Origin of the sequence: Pseudomonas sp. NPDC090203 (assembly GCF_044746765.1) — a bacterium.
GTDB classification, from domain to species: Bacteria; Pseudomonadota; Gammaproteobacteria; order Pseudomonadales; family Pseudomonadaceae; genus Aquipseudomonas; species Aquipseudomonas putida_AD.
Map to the genome: position 1 here is coordinate 196,473 of NZ_JBIVCV010000005.1, position 16,326 is coordinate 212,798.

15 protein-coding genes are annotated in these 16,326 nt (G+C 62.9%); 8 read left to right on the forward strand and 7 right to left on the reverse strand.

Annotated elements, in window-relative coordinates:
• Window positions 1-179: 179 nt before the first annotated feature.
• Window positions 180-1,520, forward strand: a complete 1,341-nt coding sequence (locus ACIPO9_RS10860) for a dicarboxylate/amino acid:cation symporter (RefSeq protein ID WP_274133947.1) — start codon at window positions 180-182, stop codon at window positions 1,518-1,520.
• Here ACIPO9_RS10860 and ACIPO9_RS10865 read toward each other — a convergent pair.
• A complete protein-coding gene (locus tag ACIPO9_RS10865; RefSeq protein ID WP_400780776.1) occupies window positions 1,511-2,182 on the reverse strand; it encodes a murein L,D-transpeptidase catalytic domain family protein in 672 nt (223 codons plus the stop codon). The two genes, ACIPO9_RS10860 and ACIPO9_RS10865, sit on opposite strands and share 10 nt — an antisense overlap.
• 300 nt (window positions 2,183-2,482) lie before the next feature.
• Between ACIPO9_RS10865 and ACIPO9_RS10870 the strand changes: the two genes are divergently transcribed.
• Both ACIPO9_RS10870 and ACIPO9_RS10875 read left to right on the forward strand, forming a co-directional pair.
• Window positions 2,483-3,106, forward strand: a complete 624-nt coding sequence (locus ACIPO9_RS10870; protein WP_274133946.1) for a cell wall hydrolase — start codon at window positions 2,483-2,485, stop codon at window positions 3,104-3,106.
• Between the two features lie 336 nt (window positions 3,107-3,442).
• The gene (locus ACIPO9_RS10875; protein WP_400607559.1) at window positions 3,443-3,868 is read left to right on the forward strand and encodes a hypothetical protein; all 426 of its coding nucleotides are present in this window, start codon (window positions 3,443-3,445) and stop codon (window positions 3,866-3,868) included.
• Between the two features lie 172 nt (window positions 3,869-4,040).
• On the opposite strand, the gene ACIPO9_RS10880 is transcribed toward ACIPO9_RS10875, so the two are convergent.
• Window positions 4,041-4,895 carry a CAP domain-containing protein gene (locus ACIPO9_RS10880; protein WP_274133945.1) on the reverse strand — a complete coding sequence of 285 codons (855 nt, stop codon included), beginning with the start codon at window positions 4,893-4,895 and terminating at the stop codon, window positions 4,041-4,043.
• Window positions 4,896-5,243: 348 nt separating this feature from the next.
• Between ACIPO9_RS10880 and ACIPO9_RS10885 the strand changes: the two genes are divergently transcribed.
• Entirely contained in the window at window positions 5,244-5,900 is a 657-nt protein-coding gene (locus ACIPO9_RS10885; protein ID WP_400780777.1) for a peroxiredoxin-like family protein, read from the forward strand.
• A gap of 81 nt (window positions 5,901-5,981) precedes the next feature.
• On the forward strand, window positions 5,982-6,887 hold the full coding sequence (locus tag ACIPO9_RS10890; RefSeq protein WP_400780780.1) for a LysR family transcriptional regulator: 906 nt from the start codon (window positions 5,982-5,984) through the stop codon (window positions 6,885-6,887).
• A 211-nt stretch (window positions 6,888-7,098) separates the two neighbouring features.
• On the opposite strand, the gene ACIPO9_RS10895 is transcribed toward ACIPO9_RS10890, so the two are convergent.
• Complete coding sequence (locus tag ACIPO9_RS10895) at window positions 7,099-8,334, reverse strand: carbohydrate porin (protein WP_400781065.1); 1,236 nt, start codon at window positions 8,332-8,334, stop codon at window positions 7,099-7,101.
• 413 nt (window positions 8,335-8,747) lie between these two features.
• Window positions 8,748-9,626 (reverse strand): LysR family transcriptional regulator, encoded by an 879-nt coding sequence (locus tag ACIPO9_RS10900; RefSeq protein ID WP_400780783.1) that lies wholly within the window; start codon window positions 9,624-9,626, stop codon window positions 8,748-8,750.
• A 134-nt stretch (window positions 9,627-9,760) separates the two neighbouring features.
• On the opposite strand from ACIPO9_RS10900, the gene ACIPO9_RS10905 reads away from it, so the two are divergent.
• Window positions 9,761-11,107 carry an MFS transporter gene (locus tag ACIPO9_RS10905; protein WP_400780785.1) on the forward strand — a complete coding sequence of 449 codons (1,347 nt, stop codon included), beginning with the start codon at window positions 9,761-9,763 and terminating at the stop codon, window positions 11,105-11,107.
• A gap of 378 nt (window positions 11,108-11,485) precedes the next feature.
• On the forward strand, window positions 11,486-12,454 hold the full coding sequence (locus tag ACIPO9_RS10910; RefSeq protein WP_400780787.1) for an XdhC family protein: 969 nt from the start codon (window positions 11,486-11,488) through the stop codon (window positions 12,452-12,454).
• A 14-nt stretch (window positions 12,455-12,468) separates the two neighbouring features.
• On the opposite strand, the gene ACIPO9_RS10915 is transcribed toward ACIPO9_RS10910, so the two are convergent.
• Window positions 12,469-13,236, reverse strand: a complete 768-nt coding sequence (locus ACIPO9_RS10915) for a carboxymuconolactone decarboxylase family protein (protein ID WP_400780788.1) — start codon at window positions 13,234-13,236, stop codon at window positions 12,469-12,471.
• Between the two features lie 63 nt (window positions 13,237-13,299).
• Window positions 13,300-14,283 (reverse strand): aldo/keto reductase, encoded by a 984-nt coding sequence (locus tag ACIPO9_RS10920; RefSeq protein WP_400780791.1) that lies wholly within the window; start codon window positions 14,281-14,283, stop codon window positions 13,300-13,302.
• A 98-nt stretch (window positions 14,284-14,381) separates the two neighbouring features.
• On the opposite strand from ACIPO9_RS10920, the gene ACIPO9_RS10925 reads away from it, so the two are divergent.
• Window positions 14,382-15,290 (forward strand): LysR family transcriptional regulator, encoded by a 909-nt coding sequence (locus ACIPO9_RS10925; protein WP_400780792.1) that lies wholly within the window; start codon window positions 14,382-14,384, stop codon window positions 15,288-15,290.
• A gap of 150 nt (window positions 15,291-15,440) precedes the next feature.
• Here the strand turns inward: ACIPO9_RS10925 and ACIPO9_RS10930 are convergent, their stop codons facing one another.
• On the reverse strand, window positions 15,441-16,325 hold the full coding sequence (locus tag ACIPO9_RS10930) for an alpha/beta hydrolase (RefSeq protein ID WP_400780794.1): 885 nt from the start codon (window positions 16,323-16,325) through the stop codon (window positions 15,441-15,443).
• Window position 16,326: the final 1 nt, after the last annotated feature.

Here is a 16,326-nt window from a genome sequence, read left to right on the forward strand (position 1 = left end):
ACACAGATGCTGATTGTAGGAGCGCGCTTGCTCTGGGCGGCATTCCGACGATTGCGGTAGGTCTGCAACGAATGAGTTGGCTGACACTATGTCATCGCGGGCAAGCGCGCTCCTACAGAGACTGGGCTTCGGCCTGACCTCAGCTATTCCTGACAACAATAAAAAATCAGGGCCCTGTCATGAAAAGAATCCTGTCCAAGCTCTACGTCCAAGTACTCATCGCGGTGATCCTCGGCGCCATCGTCGGCGTGCTGGTTCCCGACACGGCTGCCTCGCTCAAACCCCTGGGCGATGCCTTCATCAAACTCATCAAGATGCTGCTGGCCCCGGTGATTTTCCTCACCGTGGTGTCGGGCATCGCGCGCATGGAAAGCATGAAAGAACTGGGGCGCGTGGGTTTTCGCGCGCTGCTGTATTTCGAGGTGGTCTCGACCCTGGCGCTAGTGGTCGGACTGATCGTGGTCGACGTGTTCAAGCCCGGCGCCGGGATGAACATCGACGTCGCGACGCTGGACACCTCGAGCCTTGCCACCTACACCGCAGCGGTCAAGCATGACTCGTTCATGGACTTCGTCATGAACATCATCCCCGACACCATCGTCGATGCGTTCGCCAAGGGCAACGTGCTGCAGATCCTGCTGTTTTCGATCCTGCTGGGCGTGGCGCTGGCGCAGGTCGGGCCGCGCGGCAAGGTGTTCGTCGATGCGCTGGACAGCCTGATGCAGGGCATGTTTCGCATCGTCAACATGGTCATGCGCCTGGCACCGATCGGCGCGTTCGGGGCGATTGCGTTCACCATCGGCAAGTACGGCTTCGGCTCGCTGTTCTCGCTGGGCAAGCTGATGGCTTGCGTGTACCTGACGTGCGCGCTGTTCGTGATCTTCGTGCTCGGACCGATCTGCCGCTACAGCGGTTTCAGCCTGTGGAAGTTCCTGCGCTTCATCAAGGAAGAACTGTTCACCGTGCTCGGCACCAGCTCTTCGGAATCGGTGCTGCCGCAGATGATTTCCAAGATGGAAAAGGCCGGTGTATCCAAGCCGGTGGCCGGGATGATCATTCCCTCGGGTCTGACCTTCAACCCCGACGGCCAAGCGATCTACTACACCATCGCGGCGATCTTCATTGCCCAGGCCACCAACACGCCGCTGACCCTGACTGACCAGTTGATCGTGCTGGCGGTGTTGATGTTCACCTCCAAGGGCTCGGCGGGGGTGACCGGTTCGGGCTTCATCATCCTGGCTGCAACCCTGGCGTCGCTGGGGACGATTCCGGTGGCCGGGATGGTCTTGCTGCTGGGCGTGGACCGCTTCATGTCCGAGGCGCGGGCGATCACCAACACCATTGGCAACGGCGTGGGCACCATGGCCATCGCCAAGTGGGTCGGGGCGCTGGACACCGCGAAGATGCACCGTGCCCTCAATGGCGAGCCTGAGCCTGTCGCGCAGCCGCAGCCTGTCGAGAAAGCGCCATCGTCGTCAACGGGGCTTCGGCCTGCGCTGGGGAGCGTTTCTCAGGGCTGATGCGTTGGCGCGCAGTGGATGAAGGTCGATGACTTGAGCCACTGCGCGTCGGGGTAGTAGATGAACAGCAGTTGCCCGTCTTTCAGGGTATCGATCAAGGGCCTGGCCACGCCGCTTCCCACAGCGGGGCAGCCGTGGCTTCTGCCGAGTCGGCCATTCTCGCGGGCGAAGGCATCGCTGACGTAATCGGCCCCGTGAATCACCACATCCCGTTCGAACGCCCGGTCATTGAAGCCCGGCTCCAGGCCGTCCATGCGCAGGGAATAGCCGTTGCGACCGGTGTAGGGTTCGCGCGTGCTGTACAGGCCGATGCTCGACGCAAGGCTTTGCGACTCGTTGGAGAAATGCGTGGCCAGGTTTTCGCCGCTGTTGCGCCCGTGGGCCACCAGCTCGCGAAACAGCAGGCTGCGCTTGGGCAGGTCGAATACCCACAGGCGCGGCGTCGTGGAGGGCAACGAGTAATCGATGACCGCCAGGCGTGTCGGCTCAAGCGGGGTTTGCCCGGCGCGGCATTGTGCCGACTGCACTGCAAGCTCGATCACCTTGGGGTCGGCATCCGGCGCGGCCTGTTGCAAGGCCGCTTGCAGCGAGGGCGGGGAGGCTGCACACGCAAGGTTTGTGCAGAGCATCAGCGCTGGCAGAATCCACGGTTTGAACGGCATCGGCAGGCACTGCACGGGCTGTGAAGGTAGCCGCCAATATCCTCAACCACACCCGTGTTTGGCAAGCCTCAGTGATCCCGATGTCACGCGCCCATTGCATAAAGCCAAAGGGCCACTATGCTGCTCCCAGCGACTTGTTTTACAGTTGCGCTTGCTGTTCGGCGTTCCATTCATAACAACCCATAACTTGTCGAAGACAGCTTGCGATGTTCCGTGCGTTGCTGCCTGGCGAGCCTTGAAATGGCACCGCAGGCGTGACACGGGTGCAGGAATGATCGGCCTCGCAAAGAAGGTTCGACGATGCGCCTCACTTCTCTGTTTACCGGCCTGTTGCTGACGCTGTTGGCAAGCTCCGTGCTGGCCGCCGACGCCACCCCGCAACCTGAGGCCGTGGTCAGCAAGGCTCAGGTACTGGAAGAAAAAGCTGCGGAAAAGGACGGCCCCACATCACCAGTGCCCAAGAGCGAAACCATTACCAAATCCGAAGCCCAGGCGGTGGATCCTGCTGGCGTGCAGCCGGTGGATGATGCGCTGGTGTGCCTGTCGCGCACCATTTATTGGGAAGCCAAGGGTGGCAGCGACGCGGACATGGAAGGGGTGGCCAGCGTGGTGCTCAATCGCCTTGGCCATGAAGGGTATCCAGACACCATCTGCGCAGTGGTCAAGCAGGGTGTTGAGAAGAAGGCCTGTCAGTTTTCCTGGTGGTGCGACGGGCGCTCCGATCAGGTCAAGGAGGATGACCGCTACGCCGCCTCCAAGGAAATCGCCCGCAAGGCCCTCAACCAGCAACTGACCGACCGCACCAAAGGCGCGATGTATTTCCACGACCGCAACGTCAAGCCAGACTGGGCGAGCGAGTACATCAAGACCGCCGAAACCGGGAAGTTCCTGTTCTACAAGCCCCGGGACGGCAAGGCCAAGTGAGACTTCTGTAGGAGCGCGCTTGCCCGCGACGGCGGTGTGTCAGACGCCATCCATGGGGCAGGTCTGACGCCATCGCGGGCAAGCGCGCTCCTACAGATCCAGTGGCGCTCAACGACTCCAGCCCGGACCTCGACCCGCTGTAGGAGCGCGCTTGCCCGCGACGGCGGTGTGTCAGATGCCATCAATGGGGCAGGCCTGACGCCATCGCGGGCAAGCGCGCTCCTACAAATCCAGTGGCGCTCATCCACCACCGTTGCCGACCGTCCCCAGCCAGCCATTGGGCCTTTGCGTTCCGCTACCCTTATTCATGTGGTTCCGTTGAATAAGGACATTCCGATGAAAACGCAAACGAGCAACTCGACTCCGCTGCCCAGCCAGGTGACCGATTACGTGAACGGCTGGATACACCGCAATGCTGATCTGGTTGTATCTTCCATGGCAGACGGCGCCATCTACATAGACAAACCACACCCGCTCATCCCAAAGTCCAGGATGAAAGCCCATCTTGAACAGGTGGCGTGGGTCAACTTTCCTGACATGACGTTTGAAACGCTGATGCTGTTCGGCTGCGCCACTGCCCGCGCCTATGCATGGGAATGGGCGTTGCGTGCTTCGATGTGCGGCATTGTCGTCGGGGATCCGAAGAATCGGAACATCTACTGCGAGGGCGTGGACATTCTCACCCTCAACGCAGAGGGGATGATTGAGCGGTGTGTTTGCCACATCGACCGCAAAACCCTGTGGGATTCAGTCGTCCATTGAGCCCCTCATTGCTCATCAAAGGGCTAGCGAGGTGGAGGCAACGCCTGTAGGAGCGCGCTTGCCCGCGACGGCGGTGTGTCAGACTCCATCAATGGGGCAGGCCTGACGCTGTCGCGGGCAAGCGCGCTCCTACAGGTTTTGTGGCGCTCACCGATTCCAGGCAGGCTCCCGACTACTGCTGCACCCCAAACATCGCCGTCCAGTAAATCCCCGCATCGCTCTTGGGATCGGTCGCATAGGACGCGCCCAGTTCGCGGTACGCCGGGTTCATGAGGTTGGCGCAATGGCCGGGGCTTGCCAGCCAGCCTTCGACCACTTTGCGGGCGCTGTCCTGGCCTGCGGCGATGTTTTCGCCGATCTGCTGGCCGATGTAGCCCGCCAGTTCAGCCCGGTCCCCCGGCGTTCCGCCGTTGCGGCCCTTGTGGTCGAAGTAGTTGTTGTTGGCCATCGAGCGGGTGTGGCCCTCGGCGGCGCTGGCCAGGCTGTCGTTCCAGGTCAAGGGCGAAGCAGGGCCGTAAGGCTGTCCGCCACATTGATGGGGCACGCTGCGGGCGGCGTTGATGAGCCCGAGCAGTTTCTGCCCTTCAGCCTGGGAGTTGCCCAGCCCGCCTGCCAGCAGCGGCCGCGCCAGTACGATGCGCCAGTCACGGTCGACACGGCTGACACCCACATCGACGAATTGCGGATCGAGCACCACCTGGCAGAAGCTTTCCTGCACCGCCTTCATGGCCGACTGCGCATCCCGGGGGCCGGACAGTGAAATCGCCTGCACCGTCACCATCGGATACGAGGCCCGGGCCAGCACCTGTTGCAGATCGACGCTGCCAGTGGCCGGCAGGTTCAGGCGCGGGTCGGCGGTCAGGGGAGGGAGTTCCTGCGACACCACGTTGGCGCAAGGCTGGGCCTGGCTGCGGAAGGTATTGATGGACTGGATCAGTTGCGTTTCTTCGCTGGCCAGCGCGGTCCCGGTCAACATCAGCAGCGATGACAAGGCTGCAAGACCTGTAGTGAATGAGGTGAAGCGCATGTGGATCTCCCTTGAACTGGCTGCGGCCATGATGCGCGATTTTGTCAGTATCGAAATAGTCTGAGCGACAGAATCTGCGGAGGTTGCAGTGTGATGGCAGCTTTTTGCAATGATGTGGGCAAAAAACACTGTGACCAACTGCATCCTGCCTGAGTTGCCTTGCCACCATTCTGCTCGATTCCCGCCTTGCATTGACAAGATTCCATCCATGAAAGCTTTTGCAGACAAGCACCTTCCAGCCAGTCCCCTCAGGAATGGCTGTTATCACCCGGCCCCGTCTTCTGAGCGGGCAGGCGGATTGAGAGGATGGGGGCGTCGAAACCTTCACCCTCTATAAGGAATACCGCCATGACCCTGCAAGCAAGACTCGATGCCTTCAAAGCCGATTTCGTCGCTGGCAAACCGCCTTACAACGCCCCGGCGCCGGTGCACGCGATCATGAAGCGCGCCACGGACGAGCTGATCGCCTCGGGCCAGGCCCTGCGCACCCTGAAAGTGGGTGACAAGGCGCCGGTCTTCACCCTAAACGACCCGGAGGGCAACCCGGTGTCTTCCGCCGAACTGCTGGCCAAGGGGCCATTGGTGATCAGCTTCTACCGGGGCGTGTGGTGCCCGTACTGCAACATGGAGTTGCAAGCGCTGGAAGAGGCACTGCCGCAGTACCGTGAGCTGGGCGCGAGTCTGGTGGCGATCTCGCCGCAGACCCGCGTCAACAGCCGCAAGTCCGTGCGCCAGAATCACCTGAGCTTCCCGATTCTCAGTGACGTCAAAAGCCGCGTCGCCGAAGCCTTCGGCCTGCGTTTCAAACTGCCGGACTACCTGATCGACCTGTACAAGGGGTTTGGCAACGACCTGCCGGTGTTCAACGATGACGACGCCTGGGTGCTGCCGATGCCGGGCCGTTTCGTGATTGGCCAGGATGGCGTGATCGCATACGCCGAGGTCAATCCGGATTACACTCAGCGCCCGGAACCCACTGATTTGCTGCCCGCGCTGCGTGGCTGAAACCTGCAATGCAACCGGGCCGTCACTGTTGTGGCGGCCTCTTGCGTATTGATCTGTCTTGAGTCTTGCCGAGGAGTGTCGATGGATCGCCTGGCCGCGATGCAAACCTTTATCTGCGCTGTGGAAACCGGCTCGTTTTCCGCCGCTGCGAAACGTCTGGGCGTCGGACAGCCGGCGGTGTCGAAGTCCATCGCGGCGCTCGAGGAGAATCTGGGCACGCGCCTGTTGCTGCGCACCACCCGGGGCCTGACGCCGACTGAAGCCGGGCAGACCTACTACGACGCTGCGCGCAGGGCCATCGATCAGGCCGACGAAGCCGATGCCGCCGTGCGCGGGGCAGGTTCGGGGTTTACCGGGCGCCTGCGGGTCAGCGCCGCCGTGACCTTCGCCAGCATGCACGTGGTGCCGTATCTGGGGCCGTTGCTGGCTCAGCATCCACAATTGGAAATCGACGTGGTGCTGGATGATCGCAGCGTCGATCTGGTGGAGGAGGGCATCGACGTTTCCCTGCGCATGGGGGACCTGGACGATTCTTCGATGACGGCCAGGCGCATCGCCCGGGGCAAGCGTCGGATCATTGCCACGCCCGCTTACCTTGAATGCTATGGCACGCCGAGCCATCCGCGGGATCTGGAACACCATCAGTCGGTGGTCTACAGCCGGGGCAGTGGTGGCAACAACTGGCAGATGCGCCGAGGGGATGAGGTGTGCAATGCATCGCCCATCGGGCGCTTGCGGGTGACGGCGGCGGAAGGGGTGCGAGCGGCGGTGCGCGCCAATCTGGGGCTGGTGATGGCCTCGGAATGGATGTTCGCCCCGGAGCTGGCGAGCGGCGAGGTAGTCACCGTGCTCGACGACTGGACGCTGCCCCCCATCGACCTGTGGGCGGTCTTCCCCGCAGGACGCATGAGCAGCGCCAAGGCGCGGGTGTTCGTCGATTACGTGGCCGCGTTGCTGGGCGGTCTTCCGGCCCCGGCGAACCCGTAGCAGTACGGCCGGGCGGCGTTCCGCTTGCCTGCGAGGGCGATCTTGCGGCCGTCCCCGCCGGCAAGCCGTGCTGCTACGGGTCTGAGTCGACCTCGAATCCCGCAGGCAACCACGCCCCCGTAGCAGCCGGGCTTGCCCGCGGGAGCGATCTTCAGACCGCCGTCGCCGGCAAGCGGAACGCCGCCCGGCCAAGACTGCTACGGGTCAGGCGTTACAACGTGGCCTTGACCTGCAAACCGACGATCAAGGTGTTGTCGATGTTCTCGCCATAGAACGCGCCGGGCTCGATGATGTACTGCACCGACGGGCGCAAGGTCAGCCATGGCGTCACTTGTGCGCCGTAGGTCATCTCCACCAGGCCTTCGCCACTGGCCAGATCAGGAAAGTCCTGACCGTTGGCCAGGGCTGCGTTTTCCTGCACGTCGCGGCTGCGCGAGTTGAATACCGCGCGGCCATAGCCGATGGCGACGGTGTCATTGGGGCGTGACACGAACGGCTTCTTCAACGCCAGACCGGTCGAGTACCAGCGACGAAACGGCGCGGCGGCTGCGCTGGCGTTGGAGAACTGGCCGAACACATGCACGTTGCGACCGCTCACCTCATCGGAATTCCACACGGCCTGGTCCATCAGGAAGTAAGAGCCTTCACGGCCGGCGACTTCCTTGTTGGTGCCAATGCGCGGCGCGTCAGAGGTGTCGTAGTAGTAACCGACGCGGTACTCGCCGGGCATGTCGCCGAGCACGTTGTAGATCGCTTCGATGGGCAGGATATTGCCGGTGCTGTCCTTGGGGGTGACGTGCCAGGCGCGGCTGGAATTGCCGTTGCTTGCGGCATCGACCTTGAAGGCGGCGACCTGCACGGCGAAGTTCGGCGTGAAGCGGTATTTGGCCATGCCGCCCAGGTGCGCGTTGGGGTAGTTGCTCCAGCCGCTGCCGCCGGACATCGCCAGCGGGTGGCCGCAGAAACCGGCGTTCATGAAGTTGCACAGGATTCCGCTGGACAGCCCGCCCAGGTCGTTGCCCATGGCCATGTAGCCCAGCTTGACGTTCAAGGCCGGGGTGAACAGGGTGTTTTCGTAGCTCAGTTCGGTCAAGCGCGTGTACAGCCCGCCGTAGTTTTCCTGCACCGGCAGGCGGTTGCCGACCAGATCGCCGGAGCCGTCGTTGCCGCGTCGGTCGTTGATGGTCAACTGCACCTTGCCGCCGCTTTCCAGGTCCAGCAGCTTGCCCAGATCGAACTGCGCACCCAGCTTGACGTTCTGCGAGTAACGGGTGCCGCGCTGCTTGCCGCCGTGGGCGTTGTAGACGGTCTCGCCGCTGTAGTCTCCGGTGAGCTTGACCCCTTGTTCCGCCAGGCGCGTACGGCTGCCATTCCAATCGCCGGTCATGGTCGAGCGGTCCATCCAGTCATCGGCCATCACCGGCGCGGACGCCGCCATTGCCAACATGGAACCGACGACCAGCGCCGTAGAAAACCCACGGCGCGAGCCGGAATCTGCGAAGAAATGCGAAGGAGTGCTCATCAAGAAACCTGAAATTACATAAGACCACCCCCAAGGGCGAGGGCGGCAAAAGAAGGGGGATGCGCAGGCGCGCTCAAAAGCGGGCGACATGAAAACATATTTATGTACCGACTAGTTAATTCATTTTGGCGATTGCGACTATCGTCGTAGGTCATTGTTCCTGGACGATCTCGATCGGCATCTGGCCGAGGGAGCGCGCTTGCCCGCGATCTGGCGCGAAGCGGCAGCAACGTTGGTGGATGCGCAGTATCTGGAGGAACTGCGCCGTCTGGTTTTGCTGCCGGTCCCCGGCAGATCGCGGGCAAGCGCGCTCCTACGGTCTGCGGCCAGGATCTGTGTCAGTTCAGGCCTTCCACCAGCCGCCTGAAAGCCGGCAACGCCGGATTGTCGTTGTCGTGCCGCGAGACCATGTACAGCTCGGCATGCAGTTGCGCATCGAGCAGCGGCTTGAACACCAGACCCTCGCTGTGCAGCTGCGCGGCAGAGGCGGGGACGATGGCCAGGCCCAGTCCGGCCTTGACCATGCTGACCACCGTATGGGTCTGCCCCAGGTGGTAGACGTAGCGCGGCTTCACCCCGCTCAGGGCGAACAGGCCGGCGATGCAATCGTAGAAATAGCGGCCTTCGTCGGGGGCATACATCACGAATGCCTGCTGATCCAGGGCGTTCACGGCAATGGCCGTCTCCCTTGCCAGCGGGTGATTGTGCGGCAGCACCACCAGCAAAGGTTCGCGGCTGATCAACTGCCCATCGAGCCCGTCGGCGTCGTTGATCTGCCGCACGAAGGCGACGTCGATCCGGTGCGCGGCCAGCGCTTCCAGTTGCGCGCTGGACACCATCTCCCTGAGGGTGAATTGCAAACCCGGCAGCTGTTCCTGCGCACGGGCCAGCAATTGGGGAATCATCTGATAGGCGCTGACCGCTGTGAACCCCAGCGTCAGGCTGCCGGCCTCACCCCGTGCCAGGCGTCGCGCGCCGTCGGCCGCCTGATCGGAAAACGCCAGGATGTGCCGCGCATCACGCAGGAATCCCGCCCCCGCAGTCGTCAGCCTGACCGAGCGGTTATTACGCTCGAAGAGTTGAATCCCCAACGCCCGTTCCAGCAACTGCACCTGTCGGCTCAGGGGCGGCTGGGTCATGTGCATGCGGATCGCGGCGCGGCCGAAATGCAGCTCCTCGGCCACCGCGACGAAGCAGCGCAGTTGATGTAATTCCACGATTCAATATCCGCATCAATCCATACAGTCTCTATGTTAGACCTGAATCGATCCCTGCTCCTATCATCGCGACGAGGTTGTACGACAACAAAAACAATATGCCCGCCCTACAGGGAGCGGGAGGGAGACACACCATGCTCAGCAAAGCCCTTCCAGCGGACTATGCCGACGCGCAAGCGAAGGTCGGCCGCCACCGTTTTCTGATTCTCTCGATGATCTTCATCGTCACCGTGATCAACTATGCCGACCGGGCGACCATGTCCATCGCCGGCACCGGCGTGGTCAAGGACCTGGGCCTGGACCCGATGATGCTGGGCATGATCTTCTCCGCATTCGCCTGGGCCTACGCCCTGGGGCAGATCCCCGGCGGCTGGCTGCTCGACCGCTTCGGCGCGCGGCGTGTGTATGGCGCAAGCCTGGTGCTGTGGTCGGTGTTCACCATGGCCCAGGGCACCGTGGGCTGGTTCGGACTGATGGGCGCATCCGCGGCGATCAGTCTGTTCGCCATGCGCTTCATGCTGGGGCTGGTGGAGTCCCCGGCGTTTCCGGCCAACAACCGCATCGTTTCGTGCTGGTTCCCCACCAGCGAGCGCGGCACGGCCTCGGCACTGTTCAACTCGGCGCAGTACATGGCGGTCGTGCTGTTCACCCCGTTGATGGCCTGGCTGACCCACGCCCTCGGCTGGGAACACGTGTTTTTGTGGATGGGCGCGCTGGGCCTGGTGCTGAGCGTGTTCTGGTTCGCCCTGTATCGCGAGCCCCACAGTGACAAGCGCCTGAGCCCCAAGGAACTGGACTACATGCGCGAAGGCGGCGCCCTGGTGGATCTGGAGCTCAATCGCACAAAACAGAAGAGCAAAACCAACTGGGGCGAGGTCCGTCAGCTGTTCACCAGCCGTACCCTGTGGGCGATCTACATGGGGCAGTACTGCATCACGGCGCTGACGTATTTCTTCATCACCTGGTTCCCGATCTACCTCATCAAGGGCCGTGGCATGACCATCATGGAGGCAGGCTGGGTGGCTGCGTTGCCGGCGATCTGCGGCTTCTCCGGCGGTGTACTGGGCGGGATGTTGTCTGACCTGCTGATCCGTCGCGGCATACACCCCTCCATTGCCCGCAAGACCCCGTTCCTGATCGGCATGCTGATGTCCACCGTGCTGGTGCTGGCCAACTTCACCGACGCCAACTGGATCGTCATCGCCCTGATGGCCATTGCGTTCTTCGGCAAGGGCCTGGCAGCGGTGGGCTGGGCAGTGCTGTCCGACACGGCGCCGAAAAACATGGTGGGGTTGAGCGGCGGCGTGTTCAACGGCATCGGCAACATCGCCGGGATCATCACGCCGCTGGTGATCGGCTACATCGTCGCCACCACCGGCTCGTTCAACACCGCCCTGTGGTTCGTGGCGGCCCACGGGTTGCTCGGGGTATTTGCCTATGCCGTTCTGGCAGGGCGTTTCGAGCGAGTGGTGCTGCGCTGATCCCCTGGCGCAGGGACGCGCCCGAACAATCATTGCAGGATGTATCAAGGCGGCGGACAGTGGTTTCAATCTGTTGCGCCGCTCCCTACCGATTTCCTCGTCTTCCCATATCATTTCGCTGATTGATGAATCCGGCTCAAGAGCCTGTGTCATTACATCCGTATAGTCATCTCTGCTGCCCGTCTATAACGTCGCCGTTTGACGCCCATGCCTGTTTTTTGGCTGGCGACGGGCCATTGGTCCAGTTCAGGACACATCAGTGCTCACTTTTGCAGTGAAAGCCTGTCGGAATCAATGAACAGGCTGAGGGCATTACAGGCCCAGCTCATTTCCGCCCGTTTCACCAAGGCATTGGTCATTGCAGCAGGTAGGCGCTTGATGAAACAGCTCGATCTACAAGTGATACAAAAGGCCCGCCAGTGGCTCGCTGCCGGGGAGTCGATATGGTTGTGCACGGTGGTGTCGACCTTCGGCTCGGCACCTCGCGGGCCGGGGGCGATGCTGGTGGCGCTGCCCACCGGGGAGCATCGCGGCTCGCTGTCCGGCGGTTGCGTGGAGGATGACTTTCTCGAGCGCGTTGCCAACGGCCAGTTCCCGCCGGGCAATCAGGTGGTTCGTTACGGCGAAGGCGGGCTGGCCCCGACCTTGAAGCTGCCGTGTGGCGGCGTCCTCGATGTGCTGGTGGAATTCATCACGCCGGATGAGGCCAACCGCGCCCATCTGGCCTGCGTCGAGGAGGCGTTGACCGGCGGTGAACTCGTCACCCGCCGGGTTTTTCTCGAGAGTTGCGAAAGGACCCACCGCCCCGGCGCAATGAACGAGCCCCGTGTCGCGGTGGACGACGGCTGTATTTCGGTTCGCATTGGCGCAGCCTTTCGCCTGCTGCTGGCGGGGCTCTCACCGGTGGCCGAGTATTGTGCCAACTACGCGCTGGCGCTGGGGTACGAGGTCATCCTGTGCGACCCGCGCACCGAGGTGACCGCAGGTTTCTCCATGCCCGGGGTGGAACTGGTGCCGGTACTCCCTGCGGTTTTCATCTCGGAAGGGGGCTGCCACGGCGCAACGGCGGTGGTGGCGCTGACCCACGACCCGCGCCTGGACGACCTGACCCTGCTCGAAGCGGTGCGCACCCAGGCGTTCTACATCGGCGCCATGGGCTCCCAGCGCACCAGCGATACCCGCCGCGAGCGGCTGGTGCGCATTGGTGGGTTGAACGAGACCGCACTGGCCAGAATCCACGCGCCCATCGGGCTGAACCTTGGCAGCAAGACACCCGCTGAAATCGGCATCGCGGTGATGGCCGATATCATTCGGGTGTCCAGCGGCGTCGAACGCCGGGCGCTGTGACTGGCGGATCGGGATCAGCGTGCGGCAAACACGTCCTTGAGCACCGGTACGGCAGACATCGCCTTCGGCCAGCCCACGTAAAACGCCAGATGAGTGACCACTTCCGCCGCCTGCTCGCGGGTCAGGCCGTTGTCCATCGCACGGTTGAGGTGGAAGGTCAGTTGGGCGGACTGGTTCTGAGTGATAAGCGCTGCCACGGTGATCAGGCTGCGGTCCCTGGGCGTGAGGTCAGTGCGGCGCCACAGATCACCGAACAGCACGTCATTGGTATAGCGCGCCAACTCCGGCGCCGTCGCGCCGACCGAGCCCTGAACCGAAGCTCGGCGTTTGGCCTCGCTGTCGGGGTCCAGTTGCAGGGGCTCGCTGGGCGGCGGGGTGATTTGCGCGGGGTCCAGCCCTCGTTCGGCAAACACCTGTTTAGCGACGCCCACTGCCGACATCGCGTTGGGCCAGCCACTGTAGAACGCCAGGTGGGTGATTAGGCCGGTGATCTCGCTCGGCTTCACGCCATTGTCCAGCGCAAGCTTGATGTGCCCGGTCATTTGCGCCGTCTGGCCGCTGGCGACCAAGGCGGCCAGGGTAATCAGGCTGCGGTCGCGGGGCACAAGGCCCGGGCGTTTCCACACCTCTCCGAACAACAGGTCGGTGGTGTATGCATACAGTTGAGGCGTGACCTGCAACACGTCCGGCGAGGGCTTGGGGTCGGGACGCGGTTTGCCTTCTTCGGCACTCGCCAGCGCGGAAAACAACACGCTGGCCAGGGTGGTGGTGGTGAGTTTCATGGGTGTGCACCTGTGCAAGGGCCCGCCCGCCACATAAGCGGCGAGGGGCGGTAAGGGACAGAATCAGCGGTTCACATTCTTTTGCAGGTGCGCGGGGTAACGCTCGCCGACGATCTGGATCTGGCGCAGGGCCGTGTCGATGGCGTGCAGGTCCGAGACTGTCAGCTCGATGGTCGCCGCCCCGTTGTTTTCTTCCAGGCGATGGAGCTTGGTGGTGCCGGGGATGGGGGTGATCCAGGGTTTTTGCGCGAGCAACCAGGCAATCGCGATTTGCGCGCGGGTGGCGCCTTTATCGTCCGCCAGCACCCCGAGTACCTCTACCAGTCGGGCGTTGGCCTTGCGGTTTTCCTCGGTGAAGCGCGGCGCGACGTTGCGGAAGTCGTCTTGGGCGAAGGTGGTGCTGGCGTCGATGGCGCCGGTCAGAAAACCCTTGCCCAGCGGGCTGAACGGCACGAAGCCGATCCCCAGCTCTTCGAGCAACGGCAGGATTTCCTTCTCCGGCTCACGCCACCACAGCGAGTATTCGCTCTGTAGGGCCGCCACTGGCTGCACGGCGTGGGCACGGCGGATCGAGTCGACGCCGGCCTCGGACAGGCCGAAATGCTTGACCTTGCCCTCGGCGATCAGGTCCTTGATGGTCCCGGCGACATCTTCGATGGGAACGTTCGGGTCGACGCGATGCTGATAAAACAGGTCGATGCAGTCGGTCTGCAGGCGCTTGAGCGAGGCTTCGGCCACGGCACGAATGTTCTCGGGGCGGCTGTCCAGTCCTTGGGGGACTTCGCCGTTCTTGAAGCCGAATTTGGTGGCGATAACGACCTGATCGCGAAAGGGCGCCAACGCCTCGCCAAGCAGCTCTTCATTGGTGAAGGGGCCGTAGGCTTCGGCGCTGTCGAAAAAGGTCACGCCCTGGTCGAAGGCGGCATGAATCAACTCAATGGCGGCCGATTTTTCCATCGCCGGGCCGTAGGCGAAGCTTGCGCCCATGCAGCCCAGACCGATGGCCGAAACCGTAAGACCGTTGTTGCCCAGTGTGCGCTGTTGCATCTGTTGTCTCCTCGATTGGCATTCAACACACCTTATATTCCTGTACCATCCTCAACAATCTGCCAGAGACTGCATGAGTACATGAGGAAAATTCATAAATGATTCGTGCCGACTTGCCCGAGCTGACCGCCTTCATCGCAATTGCCGAGCACCAGAGTTTCAGTGGTGCGGCCCGGGTGCTGGGGGTTTCACCTTCGGCGCTGAGCCATTCGATGCGCAACCTTGAGGCGCGTCTGGAGATGCGCCTGTTCAACCGCACCACGCGCTCGGTGAAGCTGACCGAGGCGGGTGCGCAGTTGCTTCAGGGCGTGCGCCCGTTGCTCGTTGACCTGACCAACGTGGTCAACGAGGTCACCTCGGCGCGCAATACGCCGTCAGGTTCGATTCGTATCAGCGCTTCGGAATCGGCGTTTCGTCCGCTGGTGCGGCACGTGGTGCCGGGTTTTCTGGCGAAGTATCCGCACATCCACCTGGAGTTCATCGCCGACGGCAAGCTGCTGGACATCGTGGGGGAGGGGTTCGATGCCGGGATCCGCATTCTCGATGATGTGCCCCGGGACATGATCGCCGTGCGTTTCGGTGCGCAGATGGTGTTTGGTGCGGTGGCGTCGCCCGAGTATCTGGCGCGTCATCCAGCGCCGGTGACGCCGCAGGATCTGAGGCAACACCGTTGTATCCGTTTTCGTTTTGCCAGTGGTGCGCTGTTTCGCTGGGACATGCAGTATCAGGAGCAGAGTACGAGCCTGGACGTCGACGGGCCGATCACCCTGGACAACCTCAATCTGATGATCGAAGCGGCGCTGGCCGGGGTCGGGATTGGCTGGGTGCCGCTGGACCAGGTGAGTGGGCACCTTGAGGCCGGGCGTCTGGTGCAGGTGTTGCCGGAGTGGGGCCCGACCTACCCCGCTCATTGCCTGTATTACCCGGCCAACCGCCATCCGCCAACGGCCTTGCGATTGTTTGCCGAAGCCGTGCGCGAATGGGCGGCAAGCCAGGAAGACCGGTAGCGATCTCAAGCACGCCTCACAACACCTGCCTGTGGGAGCGGGCTTGCCCGCGAATGCGTTAGTCCTCACACATCAGGGTTGACGGACCCACCGCTTTCGCGGGCAAGCCCGCTCCCACAGAATGGTCGTTGCGCACCGGCAACAGAGTCTCTACCGGTAGAACCGCTCCATCACATACTCAAGCGAAGCCGGCAGGGTCTGGCCGTGGCTCATGCCGTCGAAGCTGTGGTACTCAAGCTTCAACCCTGCAATCCCCTTGAGCCTTTCAACCAGTTGCCTGGCCAGCCGATCCGCACCGGCCGCCGGTGTCGCTTGCGGGGTGGCGGGTTCGGCGCTGCCGCGCATCAGCAGCAGGCTGGCGTGGGGCGTGCGCAGTTGTCCGCTTTCTTCCTCGATCAGCTTCTCGTCCCACCACAACGACGGGCTTGCCGCCGCATAGTGGTTGAAGAGCAGCGGGCGGATGAACAGCGTGTGCAGCACCAGCAGCCCGCCATAGGAGTGACCCCACAGCGTCTGCTCCTGTTCGTCGAGCTTGAATTGCCCGGCCACCTGCGGCCGGATCCGGTCGCGCAGCAGGTCGAGAAACCGGTCGGCGCCGCCGCTGGGCACCTGGGTCAACGGATCGGTCTGTGTCGCGGCATCCGGACGCTGCGGGGTGTAGTCCAGTGTGCGGGCGTTACGCTCGATGCGCAGCGGCGTCTGGTAGCCGATGGCGATCAGCACGGGCGCCTGTCCCTGCGCCAGCTTCTTCAGCGCAGCCTCGTCGAACGCACCCAACGCCGCGTTGCCATCGAGCATCCACAACGAGGGATAGCCCTGGGCAGGTGCCGGTTTGTGCGGCTTGCCGATCCAGATCCGGTAATGGCGCTCGCCATCGGCTGAATCCAGATCGAACGAGGTGAAGCTGTAGGGCAGGTCCTGGCGCTCCAGGATCTGCGTGTCCATCGGCTGATCCGGTGCGGGCCGCGCCAGGGTGGTCAACCCCGGCACAGCCAGCAGCAGGACGAGCGCCAGAGGTCTCATCAAAAAATTCATC

Coding starts and splice junctions, on each gene's coding strand:
- ACIPO9_RS10920 (WP_400780791.1), bottom strand. CDS start 14,283: ATGCAACAGCGCACACTGGGCAACAACGGTCTTACGGTTTCGGCCATC.
- ACIPO9_RS10860 (WP_274133947.1), top strand. CDS start 180: ATGAAAAGAATCCTGTCCAAGCTCTACGTCCAAGTACTCATCGCGGTG.
- ACIPO9_RS10865 (WP_400780776.1), bottom strand. CDS start 2,182: ATGCCGTTCAAACCGTGGATTCTGCCAGCGCTGATGCTCTGCACAAAC.
- ACIPO9_RS10895 (WP_400781065.1), bottom strand. CDS start 8,334: ATGTTGGCAATGGCGGCGTCCGCGCCGGTGATGGCCGATGACTGGATG.
- ACIPO9_RS10930 (WP_400780794.1), bottom strand. CDS start 16,325: ATGAATTTTTTGATGAGACCTCTGGCGCTCGTCCTGCTGCTGGCTGTG.
- ACIPO9_RS10890 (WP_400780780.1), top strand. CDS start 5,982: ATGGATCGCCTGGCCGCGATGCAAACCTTTATCTGCGCTGTGGAAACC.
- ACIPO9_RS10915 (WP_400780788.1), bottom strand. CDS start 13,236: ATGAAACTCACCACCACCACCCTGGCCAGCGTGTTGTTTTCCGCGCTG.
- ACIPO9_RS10925 (WP_400780792.1), top strand. CDS start 14,382: ATGATTCGTGCCGACTTGCCCGAGCTGACCGCCTTCATCGCAATTGCC.
- ACIPO9_RS10885 (WP_400780777.1), top strand. CDS start 5,244: ATGACCCTGCAAGCAAGACTCGATGCCTTCAAAGCCGATTTCGTCGCT.
- ACIPO9_RS10880 (WP_274133945.1), bottom strand. CDS start 4,895: ATGCGCTTCACCTCATTCACTACAGGTCTTGCAGCCTTGTCATCGCTG.
- ACIPO9_RS10875 (WP_400607559.1), top strand. CDS start 3,443: ATGAAAACGCAAACGAGCAACTCGACTCCGCTGCCCAGCCAGGTGACC.
- ACIPO9_RS10910 (WP_400780787.1), top strand. CDS start 11,486: ATGAAACAGCTCGATCTACAAGTGATACAAAAGGCCCGCCAGTGGCTC.
- ACIPO9_RS10905 (WP_400780785.1), top strand. CDS start 9,761: ATGCTCAGCAAAGCCCTTCCAGCGGACTATGCCGACGCGCAAGCGAAG.
- ACIPO9_RS10870 (WP_274133946.1), top strand. CDS start 2,483: ATGCGCCTCACTTCTCTGTTTACCGGCCTGTTGCTGACGCTGTTGGCA.